This is a genomic window from Pseudooceanicola nanhaiensis DSM 18065, assembly GCF_000688295.1.
Taxonomy (GTDB): Bacteria; Pseudomonadota; Alphaproteobacteria; order Rhodobacterales; family Rhodobacteraceae; genus Pseudooceanicola; species Pseudooceanicola nanhaiensis.
Genome location: NZ_JHZF01000011.1, coordinates 180,447 through 193,968, shown reverse-complemented (window position 1 = coordinate 193,968; position 13,522 = coordinate 180,447). Strand labels below are relative to the sequence as shown.

The window sequence follows — 13,522 nt, the reverse complement described above, 5'->3', positions numbered from 1 at the left end:
ATCGTTCTCCTCGGCTCACTCCTTGGGAAAACCATCCCGCCCCCGCCGGGGTTCCCATGACGGACCCGGCCGGGCGCCACGCCGCCGCTTGCCGTTTTCCGGCGGCCTGTTATATGCGCCACATGCTCGACACCGCCCAGAACCGCCCCGCCCTGCCGCCCGAAATCGCGCGTCGCCGCACCTTCGCGATCATCTCGCATCCGGATGCGGGCAAGACGACGCTGACCGAGAAGTTCCTGCTCTTCGGCGGCGCGATCCAGATGGCGGGCCAGGTCCGCGCCAAGGGCGAGGCGCGGCGCACGCGGTCGGACTTCATGCAGATGGAGAAGGACCGGGGCATCTCCGTCTCCGCCTCGGCGATGTCCTTCGATTACAAGACGTTCCGCTTCAACCTCGTCGACACGCCCGGCCACTCGGACTTCTCCGAGGACACCTATCGCACGCTCACGGCGGTGGATGCGGCGGTGATGGTCATCGACGGCGCGAAGGGGGTCGAGAGCCAGACCCGCAAGCTGTTCGAGGTCTGCCGCCTGCGCGACCTGCCGATCCTGACCTTCTGCAACAAGATGGACCGGGAAAGCCGCGACACCTTCGACATCATCGACGAGATCCAGGAAAACCTCGCGATCGACGTCACGCCCGCCTCCTGGCCGATCGGGACGGGGTCCGACTTCATCGGCTGCTACGACCTGCTGCGCGACCGGCTGGAACTGATCGACCGCAAGGACCGCAACAAGGTCGCGGATTCGATCGAGATCAACGGGATGGACGACCCGCTGCTCGAAAGGCACGTCCCCGCGCAGCTGCTCGAGAAGCTCCGCGAAGAGGTCGAGATGGCGCGAGAGCTTCTGCCCACCCTCGACCCCCAGGCGGTGCTGGAAGGACACATGACGCCGATCTGGTTCGGCTCCGCGATCAACTCCTTCGGCGTGAAGGAGCTGATGGACGGGATCGGCACCTACGGCCCCGAGCCGCAGATCCAGTCCGCGGAGCCCCGCCAGATCGCGCCGGAAGAGACCAAGGTCTCGGGCTTCGTGTTCAAGGTGCAGGCCAACATGGACCCCAAGCACCGCGACCGGGTGGCCTTCGTCCGCCTCGCCTCGGGCCATTTCACCCGCGGGATGAAGCTGACCCACGTCCGGACCAAGAAGCCGATGACGGTCTCCGCCCCGGTGCTCTTCCTCGCCTCGGACCGGGAACTGGCCGACGAGGGCTGGGCCGGCGACATCATCGGCATCCCGAACCACGGGCAGCTCCGGATCGGAGACACGCTGACGGAAGGCGAGGTGCTGAAGGTGACGGGCATCCCGTCCTTCGCGCCGGAACTGCTGCAGGGGGTGCGGGCGGGCGATCCGCTGAAGGCCAAGCACCTGGAGAAGGCGCTGATGCAATTCGCCGAGGAAGGCGCGGCCAAGGTCTTCAAGCCGATGATCGGCTCGGGCTTCATCGTCGGTGTCGTGGGCGCGCTGCAATTCGAAGTGCTGGGCAGCCGGATCGAGCTGGAATACGGGCTTCCGGTGCGCTTCGAGCCCTCGCAGTTCACCTCGGCCCGGTGGATCAAGGGCGACAAGCAAGCCATTGAGAAGTTTGCCAATATCAACAAGCAGCACATCGCCTACGACAACGACGGCGACCCGGTCTACCTGACCCGGCTGCAATGGGACATCGACCGGGTGGAACGCGACCATCCCGAAATCACGCTGACAGCGACGAAGGAAATGATGGTGTGACGCTCCAGAACCGCGTGCTGCCGACCGGAGAGATCCGGGCCATCCCGGCCCGGGGCACCTTCACCGGCAACCGCGGGGTTCTGCACGACGACCAGCGCCGGCTCGGCACCGCCCGGTGGCGGCACAAGGCCTGGATCACCTGCGCCTTGCAGTTCAAGGATTTCCACCGCGTTCCGATGACGCCCGGACGCTGGACCGAGCTCTTCTTCCTCGACGAGGCGGTCGCGCTCGCGGCCGGTCATCGCCCCTGCGCCTACTGCCGCCGTCCGGCCTTCACCGCCTGGCGCGAGGCTTGGACAAAGGCGACCGGAGTGCGCGCCTTCGCCCCGGACATGGACGCCTGCCTGCACAAAGCGCGCGTTCGCCGCGACCGCAGCCAGGTCCGGCACGCGGCGGCGGCGGACAGCCTGCCCGAGGGTGCCTTCCTCCTCTGGCAGGATCGGCCCCACCTCGTCACCGCGCGCGGCATTCATCCTTACAGCCCGGAGGGTTACGGCGCTCCGCTCACCCGGCCGGAGGGGATGGTGACGGTCCTGACCCCCGAACCCACCATCGCCGCGCTGCGCCACGGGTTCCGCCCCGAGTTGCATCAAAGCGCCACCGGACCCGCCTCCTGAGCCACGGGCCCGAGAGCCGCTTGCGCGGCGGACGGCCAGCCCGCATCTTCCCGCCATGCAGGACCAAGGGCCAAAGCGGCTGACCTATCCGGGCGGCTTCGACGCCGTGCTCGCCCAGATGGAGGGCCGGCGCGACCAGATGACCTTTGCCCCCGGCGAAGCCCTGCCTGCGCCGGGCACCGACCTCACCCCGCTGCGGCGCGCCACCGTCGGAAAGCCCCCGGCGGCGATCCGGCGCTCCACATCAGGTTTTGCCGCCAAGTCACGGGAACTGCACCGAGAATTCGAGGGGCGCCCGGCGATCTGCATGCTGAATGCCATGCTCATCGCGAACCTCCGCCGCCGGGACCAGCCGCCCGGCACCGTCGCGCTTTTCGTCGAGCTCTGGGCCGATCACGCCGGATTCCTGATCGACAACCTCGACGCGCGCTGGCTCGTCTCGTCCGTGACCACCTTCGGCGATCACGGCGTGACGCTGGCGCAGCGGGTCACCGGGACGGCGATGAACGTGCTCTTCAACACGATGAAGCTGCACGAGACCGAGCGGCTGTTCTCGGGCGACGCGCCCGACGTGCCGCATTCCGCGCGGCGGGCCGATGCACCGCTGGCGCTCGGGATGGACGCCTATGCCATCGTCGGGGGCGGGCTCGACGTGAACATGCTGGGCCGCATCTGGCTCGACGCCGCCGAGGACCCGGTGATCGCCCCGCTCGCGCATCACCTGCTCGAGGCGCTGAATGCCGATGACCGGAACGTCTTCCGCCGCCTGCGCCTGATGCGCGAGGCGCGCGAGGCCAAGCGGGCGGGCAAGGCCGCCGCGGCCGCAGCACCCGAGACGCCGCGCCCGGTGCCCGTCGATACCGCGCGGGTCGAAACCGACCCGGCGGCGCTTCGATGGGGCACCGTCACCACCGCCCTTGCCCCCCTGCCCGACCTCGCCCGGTTCGCCGCCTGGCACCTGCAGCTCGGTGCCGCGCGGGTGACGCTCTGCCTCGACGATGCGGACGGCGCCAAGGGCGAATGGCTCGCCCGTCACCCCGCGGTCGAGGTCATCCTCTGCGATGCCGCCCATTGGCAGCGCCTCGGCCGGCGGCCCAAGGCGCACCAGATCCGGCAGGTCGCCAACGCGGGCCATGTCTACGCAGGCTCCGACCTCCACTGGCTCGCGCAGATCGACGTGGACGAATTCATCCTGCCCGATGCGCCTCTGGCCACCAGCCTCGCGGCCGTGGACCCGGGCACCGCCGTGCTCACCCTGCCCTCCGTCGAGCGCCTTGCCGCGACCGATCCGACCGCCCCGGCCCGGTTCAAGACCACGGCGCGGATGGCGGGGCGCGACAGCGCGGTGCTGACCGAGATCTACCCGACCTACGGCGCGCATCTCAGGGGCGGCTACATCAGCCACCTGGAGGGCAAATACCTCGTGCGGACCGGGCTTCCCGATATCCGCCTGGCGATCCACCATCCCCTGTCCCACGGCGCCGCGGTCGCCAACAGCCTGCCGCTCGACGGGGTCCGCCTGGGTCACGCCCACGCGGCAAGCTGGGAGGTCTTCCGCGACAAGATGCGCTTCCGGCTCGACCGCGGCTCCTACCGGAAGAAGGAGGCCGAGGATTTCCGCCTCGCCGATGTGCTTGCCTATCTCGAGGAGACGGAGGGAGAAGCCGGCCTGAGGCATTTCTACGAGGAGGTCTGCACCGCGCGGCCCGCGCTGGTCGCGGCGCTCAAGGCGCGCGGCATGCTGATCACCCGCGAGATGGACCTCGACGCCGCGGTGCTGGCGGAATTCGGCGACCTGCCGCCCGAGGCACCGTGACCCGCTGGGGCCTCGTCACCACGGTGAAGGCGCCCGCGCGCGCGGTGCTGAACTTCGCCGCCTGGCATATCGAGCTGGGCGCGCACCGGCTCTACATCCATCTCGATGCGCCCGACCCGGCGCTTCACGCGCGGCTCAAGGCCCATCCCAGGGTGCGGGTCACACCGACCGGCGCGGGATACTGGGAAAAGCACGGACGGCGGCCCGAGAAGCATCAGGTCCGCCAATCCGTGAACGCGAGCCGCGTGCTGGCGCGCAAGCCGGAGGTCGAATGGCTGGGCCATATCGACGTGGACGAATTCCTGCTGCCCGAGGGCGAGGTGGGCGCCATCCTGGGCGCCCTGCCCGAGACCACCCTCACCGCCCGGATGCGGCCCGTGGAGGCGCTGGCCCCGGCCGGGGACATCGCGCCGCCCGACTGGGCGCTGAAGGCGATGACCATCGACCGACCGACCCGCCGCGCCCAGACCGAACGGCTGTTCCCGACCTATGCCCGCGGGCTCGACGGCGGGTTCCTGAGCCACGTGGCGGGCAAGCTCTTCGTGCGCACGACGCTCTCCGGGGCGGAGTTCCGGATCCACAACCTGCTGCGGGACGGCGCGCGCAACCCGGGCCATGCGGAACTGCCCGGGATCGCGCTCTGCCACATGCATGCGCCCGACGCCGACACCTGGCTCGCGCATTACCGCTTCCGTCTCGCGCGCGGCTCCTACCGGGCCGAGCTGAAGCCCTCGCGCCCCGCCGATGAGGGCGGGCTGACCCTGCACGAGATGCTGGCCGCGATCGAGGCCGAGGCGGGCGAACCCGGCCTGCGCGCCTTCTTCGAGGAGGTCTGCACCGCCCGACCGGCCCTGCTCGAGGCGCTCGCGACCGAAGGGCTGCTCCGCCGGGCGCGCCTCGACCTCGACGCCGCGCGCGCGCGGCAGTTCCCGGACTAGATCAGCAGGCCCGCCGCGCCCTCGTGGCGCAGCAGCGCCACCTTGGTCTCGACCCCGCCCTCGCCCGAGAACCCGCCGAGACCGGAGGCGCCGAGCACCCGGTGGCAGGGAATGATGACCGGGATCGGATTGCCGCCGCAGGCCTGGCCGATCGCCTGCGCGGGCCGGCCGAGCCTCCGCGCGATGTCGCCGTAGGTGACCGTCTCGCCGAAGGGGATCGCCGCCATCTCGGCACAGACCGCGCGCTGCAGCGCGCTCCCCTGCACCGCGAGCGGCAGATCGAAGGTGCGCCGGGTCCCCGCGAAATACGCCGCGAGCTGCCGGGCGGCCTCTTCCAGCACCTCGGAGCGTCCGGCGGGCGCCGCCCCGCGCCACGAGACGCGGGTGATGGCCCCGTCCTCCTCATGAAGGCTGAGCGGTCCGACGGGGGTTTCGACGACCATGACGTTCATCCCCGCATCCTGCGCCCGCAGGGCCCCGGCGGCAAGCGCGAGAGCGCCCCCCGCACGCGATCCGCCGGCCGGGGGGGGCCCGGCCGGCGGAAGTTTCAAGGAGCCGGGGCCCCGGAGGGCCGCGGCGCCCCGGCTCAGTTCTGCCAGGACTTGATCAGCTCGTCATAGGAGACGGTCTCCGGCTCCGGGTCCTCGTTGTCGAGCTTGGGCTTCGGCGCGCCCTCGGCGTCCAGCCATTCCTGCGGGTCCTTCGGCTCGTTCAGCTTCGGCCCCAGATCGCCCTGCACGCCGGCGCGCTCAAGCCGCTCCAGCACCCGTTCCTGCTGCTCGCAGAGCGAATCCAGCGCCTCCTGCGCCGATTTCGCGCCCGAGGAGGCGTCGCCGATGTTCTGCCACCAGAGCTGCGCCAGCTTCGGGTAATCAGGGATGTTGGTGCCCGTGGGCGACCACTGGACACGGGCCGGAGAGCGGTAGAACTCGACCAGCCCGCCCAGCTTCGGCGCGCGTTCGCTGAAGCTGTCGTGCTGGATCGTGCTCTCGCGGATGAAGGTCAGCCCGGTATGGGATTTCTTCACGTCCACCGTCTTCGAGGTCACGAACTGGGCGTAGAGCCATGCGGCCTTGGCCCGGTCCACCGGGGTGCTTTCCATCAGCGTCCAGGAGCCCGCGTCCTGGTAGCCGACCTTCATGCCCTCTTCCCAGTAGGCCCCGTGCGGCGAGGGCGCCATCCGCCATTTCGGCGTGCCGTCCTCGTTCAGCACCGCGGTCGCGCTGTCGGCCACCATGTCGGCGGTGAAGGCGGTGTACCAGAACATCTGCTGCGCGATGTTGCCCTGCGCGGGCACCGGGCCGGCCTCGGAGAAGGTCATGCCCGCCGCGGCCGGTGGCGTGTACTCGTTCAGCCACTTGGTGTATTTCTCGATCGCATAGACCGCCGCCGGAGAGTTCGTCGCCCCGCCGCGGGCCACGCAGGACCCGGTCGGCTGGGAGTTCTCGTTCACCCGGATGCCCCATTCGTCGACCGGCAGGCCGTTCGGTTCGCCCTTGTCGCCCATCCCGGCCATCGACATCCAGGCGTCGGTGAAGCGCCAGCCGAGGCTCGGGTCCTTCTTGCCGTAGTCCATGTTGCCGTAGACGTCCGAGGCGGGTCCGCCCATGTAGGACATGTCGCGCCCGGTGAAGAACTCGGCGATGTCCTCGTAGGCCGACCAGTTGACCGGCACGCCCAGGTCGTAGCCATAGGCCTCCTTGAAATCGGCCATGGTCTTTTCGTCGGTGAACCAGTCGTAGCGGAACCAGTAGAGGTTCGCGAATTGCTGGTCGGGCAGCTGGTAGAGCTTGCCGTCCGGACCGGTGGTGAACTGCAGGCCGATGAAATCCTCCAGATCGAGCGTCGGAGAGGTCACGTCGGCCCCCTCGCCCGCCATCCAGTCGGTCAGGTTGCGCGCCTGCTGGTAGCGCCAGTGGGTGCCGATCAGGTCGCTGTCGTTGATGTAGGCGTCATAGATGTTCTCGCCCGACTGCATCTGCGTCTGCAGCTTCTCGACCACGTCGCCCTCGCCGATCAGGTCGTGGGTGACGTTGATGCCGGTGATCGCGCTGAACGCGGGGGCGAGCACCTTGCTTTCGTATTCATGGGTGGTGATGGTTTCCGAGACCACCTTGATGTCCATCCCGGCGAAGGGCTTGGCCGCGTCGATGAACCATTGCATCTCGGCCTCCTGCTCCTCGCGGGTGAGGCTCGACAGATCGCCGATCTCGCTGTCCAGGAATGCCGTCGCGTCCTCCATCTCCGCGAAGGCGGGTCCGGCGAGCAGCAGGAATATCGCTGTCGTGTTTCTCAAGTTCAGGTTCATTGTGTCCTCCCTGGCTGAACCTTCGTTTCGAGGATGGCTTGTCTCGCGTCCCGGTCTCCTCCTTCCGGGGCGCGCGGGGGCACCTGCATCTAGACCCAGCGGAACACCGCCGCGGCATAGACGAGGCAAAGGATGAGCGCGGCGGGCTGGTAGACGCCGATCAGGCCCAGCCACGCGAGGTTGATGTAGGCGGAGCCCAGAAGGCTGATGAACAGCCGGTCGCCGCGCGTCGTCTCGATCCGGAGCACGCCGGTGCGGGGCGTCTCGGGCGAGCGGATCGCGAGGATCGTGAAGAGGATGAGAAGGGCCGCGATGCAGGCGAAGAAGATCGCCGTCGGCCAGGTCCATGCCATCCATGCCATGTCAGTGGGCCTCCCCGGTTTGGTATTGGCGCTTCGTTCGTGCCGACTGGCCCCGCCGCAGGCCGGGCCGCGCCCTCCCTCCCCCCCGGGAGGGCGCATTGGTATCGTTCAGCACCGACATCCCGGCAGGCGCGTGACGATGCCTCGCGGACCAAAGAGGGTTGGAGCGCCCGCCCGAGGGAGGGCGCAACCCTTCGCTCTGCATCGCGCGCCCCATCACACCCTCCCCAGGGCGAAGCCCTTGGCGATGTAGTTCCGCACGAAGTAGATCACGAGCGCGCCGGGCACGATGGTCAGCACCCCCGCCGCCGCCAGCACGCCCCAGTCGAGCCCCGAGGCCGAGACCGTGCGGGTCATCGTCGCGGCAATGGGTTTGGCCTCCACGCTGGTCAGCGTCCGCGACAGCAAGAGCTCGACCCAGGAGAACATGAAGCAGAAGAATGCCGCGACCCCGATCCCGGACGAGATCAGCGGCATGAAGATCCGCACGAAGAACCGCGGGAAGGAATAGCCGTCGATATAGGCGGTCTCGTCGATCTCCTTCGGCACGCCGCGCATGAAGCCCTCGAGGATCCAGACGGCGAGCGGGACGTTGAAGAGGCAATGCGCCAGCGCCACCGCGATATGGGTGTCGAAGAGCCCGACCGAGGAATAGAGCTGGAAGAACGGCAGCGCGAAGACCGCGGGCGGGGCCATCCGGTTGGTCAGCAGCCAGAAGAAGAAGTGCTTGTCCCCGAGGAAGCGGTAGCGGCTGAAGGCATAGGCCGCCGGAAGCGCCACGAGGACCGAGATCACGGTGTTCATCACCACGAAGATCAGCGAGTTGACGTAGCCCATGTACCACGACGGATCGGTCAGGATCGTCCGGTAATTCGCCAGCGTGGGGTTCTGCGGCCAGAGCGAGAAGGTGCCGAGGATCTCGGCATTGGTCTTCAGGCTCATGTTCACGAGCCAGTAGATCGGCAGCAGCAGGAAGGTGAGGTAGAGCCCCATCACAAGGGCCTTCCCGTTCACCCGGCCACGGGTGCGGCTGGCGGGCGCGTTCACGGCGAGATCGGTCATCAGCGCCCCTCCCGGTCGAGATTGGTCATGACGGTGTAGAACACCCAGGAGATCAGCAGGATCACGAGGAAATACATGATCGAGAAGGCCGCCGCCGGGCCGAGGTCGAACTGACCGAGCGCCATCTTGACGAGGTCGATCGACAGGAATGTCGTCGCGTTGCCGGGGCCGCCGCCGGTGACCACGAAGGGCTCGGTGTAGATCATGAAGCTGTCCATGAACCTGAGCAGGATCGCGATCATCAGCACGCCGGCCATCTTGGGCAGCTGGATGTAGCGGAAGACCTTCCAGCGGCTCGCCTGGTCGATCTTCGCGGCCTGGTAATAGGCGTCGGGGATGGATTGCAGCCCGGCATAGGCCAGCAGCGCCACCAGCGAGGTCCAGTGCCAGACGTCCATCACGATGACGGTGACCCAGGCCGCCACCGCGTCCTGCGTGTAATTGTACTCGATCCCGAGCGCGGCGAGCGTGTGGCCCAGAAGCCCGATGTCCACCCGGCCGAAGATCTGCCAGATCGTGCCGACCACGTTCCACGGGATCAGCAGCGGCAGGGACATCAGCACGAGGCAGAAGCTGGCCCAGAAGCCCCGTTTCGGCATGTTGAGCGCGACGAAGACGCCGAGCGGCACCTCGATCGCGAGGATGATCGCCGAGAAGGCCAGCTGCCGGCCAAGCGCGTTCCACATCCGTTCGGAATGCAGCATCTCCTCGTACCATTCGAGGCCGACCCAGAAGAACTGGTTGCCGCCGAAGGTGTCCTGCACCGAGTAGTTCACGACCGTCATCAGCGGGATCACCGCCGAGAAGGCCACCAGCACCGCCACCGGCAGGACGAGGAACCACGCCTTGTTGTTCGGTGTCTTGTCCATCACGCGGCCCTCCCCTGCGGCGCGACGCGCCAGTCGTCGGCGTAGACGTTCACGCGCCCGGGATCGAAGCTCACCCGGGTCATGTCCGGGCCGATGGCCTCGTCCTCGCCGGCGATGACGTTGATCTCGTGGCCGAAGAACTCGGCCCGGATGATCTTGTGGCGGCCGACATCCTCGACGCGGCGGACCTTCACGGGCAACCCCTCCGTGCGGGAGAGCCGCGCATATTCGGGCCGGATGCCGATCTCGACCTTGCCGCCGAGCGGACCGTAGCCATGCGCCAGCTCGACGTGGGATCCGTCGATATAGGCCCGGTTCCCCTCGACCCGCGCCGGGATCACGTTCATGCCCGGCGAGCCGATGAAATAGCCGACGAAGGTGTGCTCGGGCCTTTCGAACAGTTCTTCCGGCGTGCCGATCTGGACCACGCGCCCGTCATGCATCACGACGACCTTGTCGGCGAAGGTCAGCGCCTCGGTCTGGTCGTGGGTGACGTAGATCATCGTGTGCCCGAAATCGTCGTGCAGCTTCTTGAGCTGGGTCCGGAGTTCCCATTTCATGTGCGGGTCGATCACCGTCAGCGGCTCGTCGAACAGCAGTGCGTTCACGTCCTTGCGCACCATCCCGCGGCCCAGGCTGATCTTCTGCTTGGCATCCGCCGTCAGACCCCGCGCCTTGCGGTCGAGCATGTCCTCCATGCCGATCATCCGCGCGATTTCCTGAACCCGTTCCGCGACATAGGCTTCGTCCCGACCCCGGTTGCGAAGCGGGAAGGCCAGGTTGTCGCGCACGCTCATCGTGTCGTAGACCACCGGGAACTGGAACACCTGCGCGATGTTGCGCGCGGCCGTCGGCGCCGCGGTGACATCCTTTCCGTCGAAGAGGATGCGTCCCTGCGTGGGCACCAGCAGCCCCGAGATGATGTTCAGCAGCGTGGACTTGCCGCAGCCCGAGGCGCCGAGCAGCGCATAGGCCGCGCCGTCCTCCCAATCGTGGTTCAGCTCCTTCAGCGCGAAATCCGCCTCGCCCTTCGGATGGGGCAGGTAGGAATGCGCGAGGTTGTCGAGTGTGATCTTGGCCATTCTCCCCTCCCCTCAGGCTGCCAGCGCATAGGCGGCGGGCACGATCAGCTCGCCTCCGGCGCCGAAGATGTAGACGTGCCGCGGATCGAGCCAGACCGGGATCTCCTCGCCCAGGGGCAGGTCGTGCACGCCGTGCACCACGCCGACCCAGGGCTCGCCGTGGTGGTCGAGATGCACGAAGGTCTCGGACCCGGTCAGCTCGGTCACGCTCAGCCGCGCGGTGAAGCGCAGCGCCTCGGCGCTGTGCTGGCGGATCTCGAGGTGGTTGGGGCGGAACCCGGCGGTGTAGCGCCCGTCCGGAAGATCAGCCAGCCGGCCGGAGACCGGCGCGCTCTGCCCGTCGCCGAACATCAGACGGGCGCCGGTCTTCGACACCTGCAGGAAGTTCATCGGCGGATCGCTGAAGACGCGCGCGGTGGTCGCATCCACGGGCCGGCGATAGACCTGCGCCGTGGGTCCGAACTGGGTCACCCGGCCCTCCCAGAGCGTGGCGGTGTTGCCGCCGAGAAGGAGCGCCTCCTCGGGCTCGGTCGTGGCATAGACGAAGATCGCGCCCGACGCCTCGAAGATCCGCGGGATCTCGACCCGCAACTCCTCGCGCAGCTTGTAATCGAGGTTCGCGAGCGGCTCGTCGAGCAGCACCAGCCCCGCGTCCTTCACCAGCGCGCGGGCCAGCGCGCAGCGCTGCTGCTGGCCGCCCGACAGCTCCAGCGGCTTGCGGTCGAGCATCGGCGTCAGCTTCAGCATCTCGGCGGTCTCGCGGACCCGGCGGTCGAGGTCGACCCGGTTCACGCCCATCAGCCGCATCGGCGAGGCGATGTTCTCGTAGACGCTCATCGTCGGGTAGTTGATGAACTGCTGGTAGACCATGGCGACGCCACGGTCCTGCACCCGCACGCCGGTCACGTCCGTGCCGTTCCAGAACACCCGGCCTTCCGAGGGCACGTCGAGCCCCGCCATCAGCCGCATCAGCGAGGTCTTGCCCGCAAGCGTCGGCCCGAGCAGCACGTTCATCGTGCCGCCCTCGAGCGTCAGGTCGGTCGGGTGGATGTGGGTCTGCCCCTCCACCGACTTCGCGACACCTTTCAGTTCCAGAGCCATCGGGGTCCTCCTCCCTCGGGCCAGTCGTTCCTATTCCGCCGCCGCCGGCAGCGCCTGCCTCCGGTCCGCCATCCAGGCCTCCAGCCGCGCGACCTCCCCGTCGCTCAGCCGCAGGCCCAGCTTGCTGCGCCGCCAGATCACGTCCTCGGCGGTGCGGGCATATTCATGTGACATGAGCCACTCGATCTCTGCACCCGTCAAGGTTGCACCGAACGCCTCCCCCAGATCGGCGGCGCTCCTGGCATCGCCGAGGAGCCGCCAGGCGTCGGTGCCGTAGGCCCGGATCAGCCGCCGCGCCCAGAAATCCGTCAGGAAGGGATAGTCCTGCCCGAGCCGCGCCATCAGGTCCGCGACCTCGCCGACCGGAAAATCCCCGCCCGGCAGCACGGCGCCCCTGGTCCAGGGGCCGGGCATGCCGGGAAAATGCGCGCCGATCTTCTCCATCGCGCTTTCGGCGAGCCGCCGATAGGTGGTGATCTTGCCGCCGAAGACGTTCAGCACCGGCGCACCGCCCGCCCTGTCCATCGTCAGCGTGTAGTCCCGCGTCGCCGCCGTGGCGCTGGAGGCGCCGTCGTCGTAGAGCGGCCGGACGCCGGAATAGGTCCAGACGATGTCGTCCTCCGAGATCGGATCCCGCAGGTAACGGTTCGCGAAATCGAGCAGGTAGCGCTGTTCCTCGGGCGTGCAGACCGGCGCGCTGTCCGGATCCGCGTGCTCCACATCCGTGGTGCCGATCAGCGTGAAGTCGGTCTCGTAGGGGATCGCGAAGATGATCCGCCCGTCGGCGCCCTGCAGGAAGTAGCACTTGTCGTGCTCGAAGAGCCGCCGGGTCACGATATGCGAGCCGCGCACCAGCCGGACCCCGGCGCTGGCGTTCACCCGGACCTTGTGGCGCAGGACGTCCGCGACCCACGGCCCGCCCGCGTTGACGAGGACCCGCGCGTGATGCGTCCGCCGCGCGCCGGTCTCGGTGTTCTCGGTCTCGATCCGCCAGTGCCCGTCCTCGGGCGCGGCCTCGATCACCCGGGTGCGGGTCATCACATGCGCCCCGCGCGCCGCCGCGTCCCGGGCGTTCAGCACGACAAGCCGGGAATCCTCGACCCAGCAGTCGGAATATTCGAAGGCCTTGTGGAACTCGGGCTTGAGCGGCCGCCCCTCGGGGCTGTCGTCAAGGTCCAGCACCTTCGTCGCGGGCAGGATTTTCCGCCCGCCGAGCGTGTCGTACATCAAGAGCCCGAGCCGGATCAGCCAGTCGGGCCGCCGCCCCTTCATCCAGGGCATCGCCGCGGCCAGCAGCCGCGAGGCCGGCGCCGAGGCATCGAAGCGCATGCCGCGGTGGTAGGGCAGCACGAAACGCATCGGCCAGGAGATATGCGGCATCATGTTCAGCAGCACTTCGCGTTCGATCAGCGCCTCGCGGACCAGCCGGAACTCGAAATACTCGAGGTAGCGCAGACCGCCGTGGAACAGCTTCGTCGAGGCCGAGGAGGTCGCGGAGGCCAGATCGCCCATCTCGGCCAGCCGGACGGAGAGGCCCCGCCCCGCCGCGTCCCGCGCGATGCCGCATCCGTTGATGCCGCCGCCGATGACGAAGATGTCGGTGATGCCGGCCTCGGCCATGTGCACACAGAGCCCCC

At 68.4% G+C, this 13,522-nt stretch carries 12 protein-coding genes; 4 read left to right on the top strand and 8 right to left on the bottom strand.

All coding sequences use genetic code 11. The features are described from left to right. Positions 1–122: 122 nt before the first annotated feature. From Q344_RS0101850 to Q344_RS0101835, 4 genes are read left to right on the top strand one after another with little or no spacing between them, the layout of a single operon-like run. Positions 123–1,730: a peptide chain release factor 3 gene (locus tag Q344_RS0101850; protein ID WP_028285149.1), complete on the top strand. Its 1,608-nt coding sequence runs from the start codon at positions 123–125 to the stop codon at positions 1,728–1,730. Beyond that, the gene (locus Q344_RS0101845) at positions 1,727–2,347 is read left to right on the top strand and encodes a hypothetical protein (protein ID WP_028285148.1); all 621 of its coding nucleotides are present in this window, start codon (positions 1,727–1,729) and stop codon (positions 2,345–2,347) included. The genes Q344_RS0101850 and Q344_RS0101845 overlap by 4 nt, the downstream gene beginning before the upstream one ends. Before the next feature lie 55 nt (positions 2,348–2,402). After that, complete coding sequence (locus tag Q344_RS0101840; RefSeq protein ID WP_028285147.1) at positions 2,403–4,163, top strand: glycosyltransferase family 2 protein; 1,761 nt, start codon at positions 2,403–2,405, stop codon at positions 4,161–4,163. Then, positions 4,160–5,101 (top strand): glycosyltransferase family 2 protein, encoded by a 942-nt coding sequence (locus tag Q344_RS0101835; RefSeq protein ID WP_028285146.1) that lies wholly within the window; start codon positions 4,160–4,162, stop codon positions 5,099–5,101. The genes Q344_RS0101840 and Q344_RS0101835 overlap by 4 nt, the downstream gene beginning before the upstream one ends. Here Q344_RS0101835 and Q344_RS0101830 read toward each other — a convergent pair. The 8 genes from Q344_RS0101830 to glpD all read right to left on the bottom strand — a co-directional run bounded on the left by Q344_RS0101830 (position 5,098) and on the right by glpD (position 13,505). Then, complete coding sequence (locus tag Q344_RS0101830; RefSeq protein ID WP_028285145.1) at positions 5,098–5,553, bottom strand: methylated-DNA--[protein]-cysteine S-methyltransferase; 456 nt, start codon at positions 5,551–5,553, stop codon at positions 5,098–5,100. The genes Q344_RS0101835 and Q344_RS0101830 overlap by 4 nt on opposite strands. 134 nt (positions 5,554–5,687) lie before the next feature. Beyond that, a complete protein-coding gene (locus tag Q344_RS0101825; RefSeq protein WP_028285144.1) occupies positions 5,688–7,409 on the bottom strand; it encodes an ABC transporter substrate-binding protein in 1,722 nt (573 codons plus the stop codon). 89 nt (positions 7,410–7,498) lie between these two features. Beyond that, on the bottom strand, positions 7,499–7,771 hold the full coding sequence (locus Q344_RS0101820; RefSeq protein ID WP_028285143.1) for a DUF2160 domain-containing protein: 273 nt from the start codon (positions 7,769–7,771) through the stop codon (positions 7,499–7,501). 216 nt (positions 7,772–7,987) lie between these two features. Continuing rightward, a complete protein-coding gene (locus Q344_RS0101815; RefSeq protein WP_028285142.1) occupies positions 7,988–8,833 on the bottom strand; it encodes a carbohydrate ABC transporter permease in 846 nt (281 codons plus the stop codon). Continuing rightward, positions 8,833–9,702, bottom strand: coding sequence for a carbohydrate ABC transporter permease (locus tag Q344_RS0101810; RefSeq protein WP_028285141.1), 870 nt, complete (start codon positions 9,700–9,702; stop codon positions 8,833–8,835). Before Q344_RS0101810 ends, Q344_RS0101815 begins: the two co-directional genes overlap by 1 nt. Then, positions 9,702–10,784, bottom strand: a complete 1,083-nt coding sequence (locus tag Q344_RS0101805; protein ID WP_028285140.1) for an ABC transporter ATP-binding protein — start codon at positions 10,782–10,784, stop codon at positions 9,702–9,704. The genes Q344_RS0101810 and Q344_RS0101805 overlap by 1 nt, the downstream gene beginning before the upstream one ends. 12 nt (positions 10,785–10,796) lie before the next feature. After that, positions 10,797–11,885 carry an ABC transporter ATP-binding protein gene (locus tag Q344_RS0101800; RefSeq protein ID WP_028285139.1) on the bottom strand — a complete coding sequence of 363 codons (1,089 nt, stop codon included), beginning with the start codon at positions 11,883–11,885 and terminating at the stop codon, positions 10,797–10,799. 30 nt (positions 11,886–11,915) lie between these two features. After that, the gene (glpD, locus tag Q344_RS0101795) at positions 11,916–13,505 is read right to left on the bottom strand and encodes a glycerol-3-phosphate dehydrogenase (RefSeq protein WP_028285138.1); all 1,590 of its coding nucleotides are present in this window, start codon (positions 13,503–13,505) and stop codon (positions 11,916–11,918) included. Positions 13,506–13,522 lie beyond the last annotated feature (17 nt).

Bases quoted from the DNA above. Each gene is read 5' to 3' on its own strand.
- Q344_RS0101810 (WP_028285141.1), bottom strand. From the start codon at position 9,702: ATGGACAAGACACCGAACAACAAGGCGTGGTTCCTCGTCCTGCCGGTG.
- Q344_RS0101805 (WP_028285140.1), bottom strand. From the start codon at position 10,784: ATGGCCAAGATCACACTCGACAACCTCGCGCATTCCTACCTGCCCCAT.
- Q344_RS0101800 (WP_028285139.1), bottom strand. From the start codon at position 11,885: ATGGCTCTGGAACTGAAAGGTGTCGCGAAGTCGGTGGAGGGGCAGACC.
- glpD (WP_028285138.1), bottom strand. From the start codon at position 13,505: ATGGCCGAGGCCGGCATCACCGACATCTTCGTCATCGGCGGCGGCATC.
- Q344_RS0101850 (WP_028285149.1), top strand. From the start codon at position 123: ATGCTCGACACCGCCCAGAACCGCCCCGCCCTGCCGCCCGAAATCGCG.
- Q344_RS0101830 (WP_028285145.1), bottom strand. From the start codon at position 5,553: ATGAACGTCATGGTCGTCGAAACCCCCGTCGGACCGCTCAGCCTTCAT.
- Q344_RS0101815 (WP_028285142.1), bottom strand. From the start codon at position 8,833: ATGACCGATCTCGCCGTGAACGCGCCCGCCAGCCGCACCCGTGGCCGG.
- Q344_RS0101840 (WP_028285147.1), top strand. From the start codon at position 2,403: ATGCAGGACCAAGGGCCAAAGCGGCTGACCTATCCGGGCGGCTTCGAC.
- Q344_RS0101820 (WP_028285143.1), bottom strand. From the start codon at position 7,771: ATGGCATGGATGGCATGGACCTGGCCGACGGCGATCTTCTTCGCCTGC.
- Q344_RS0101825 (WP_028285144.1), bottom strand. From the start codon at position 7,409: ATGAACCTGAACTTGAGAAACACGACAGCGATATTCCTGCTGCTCGCC.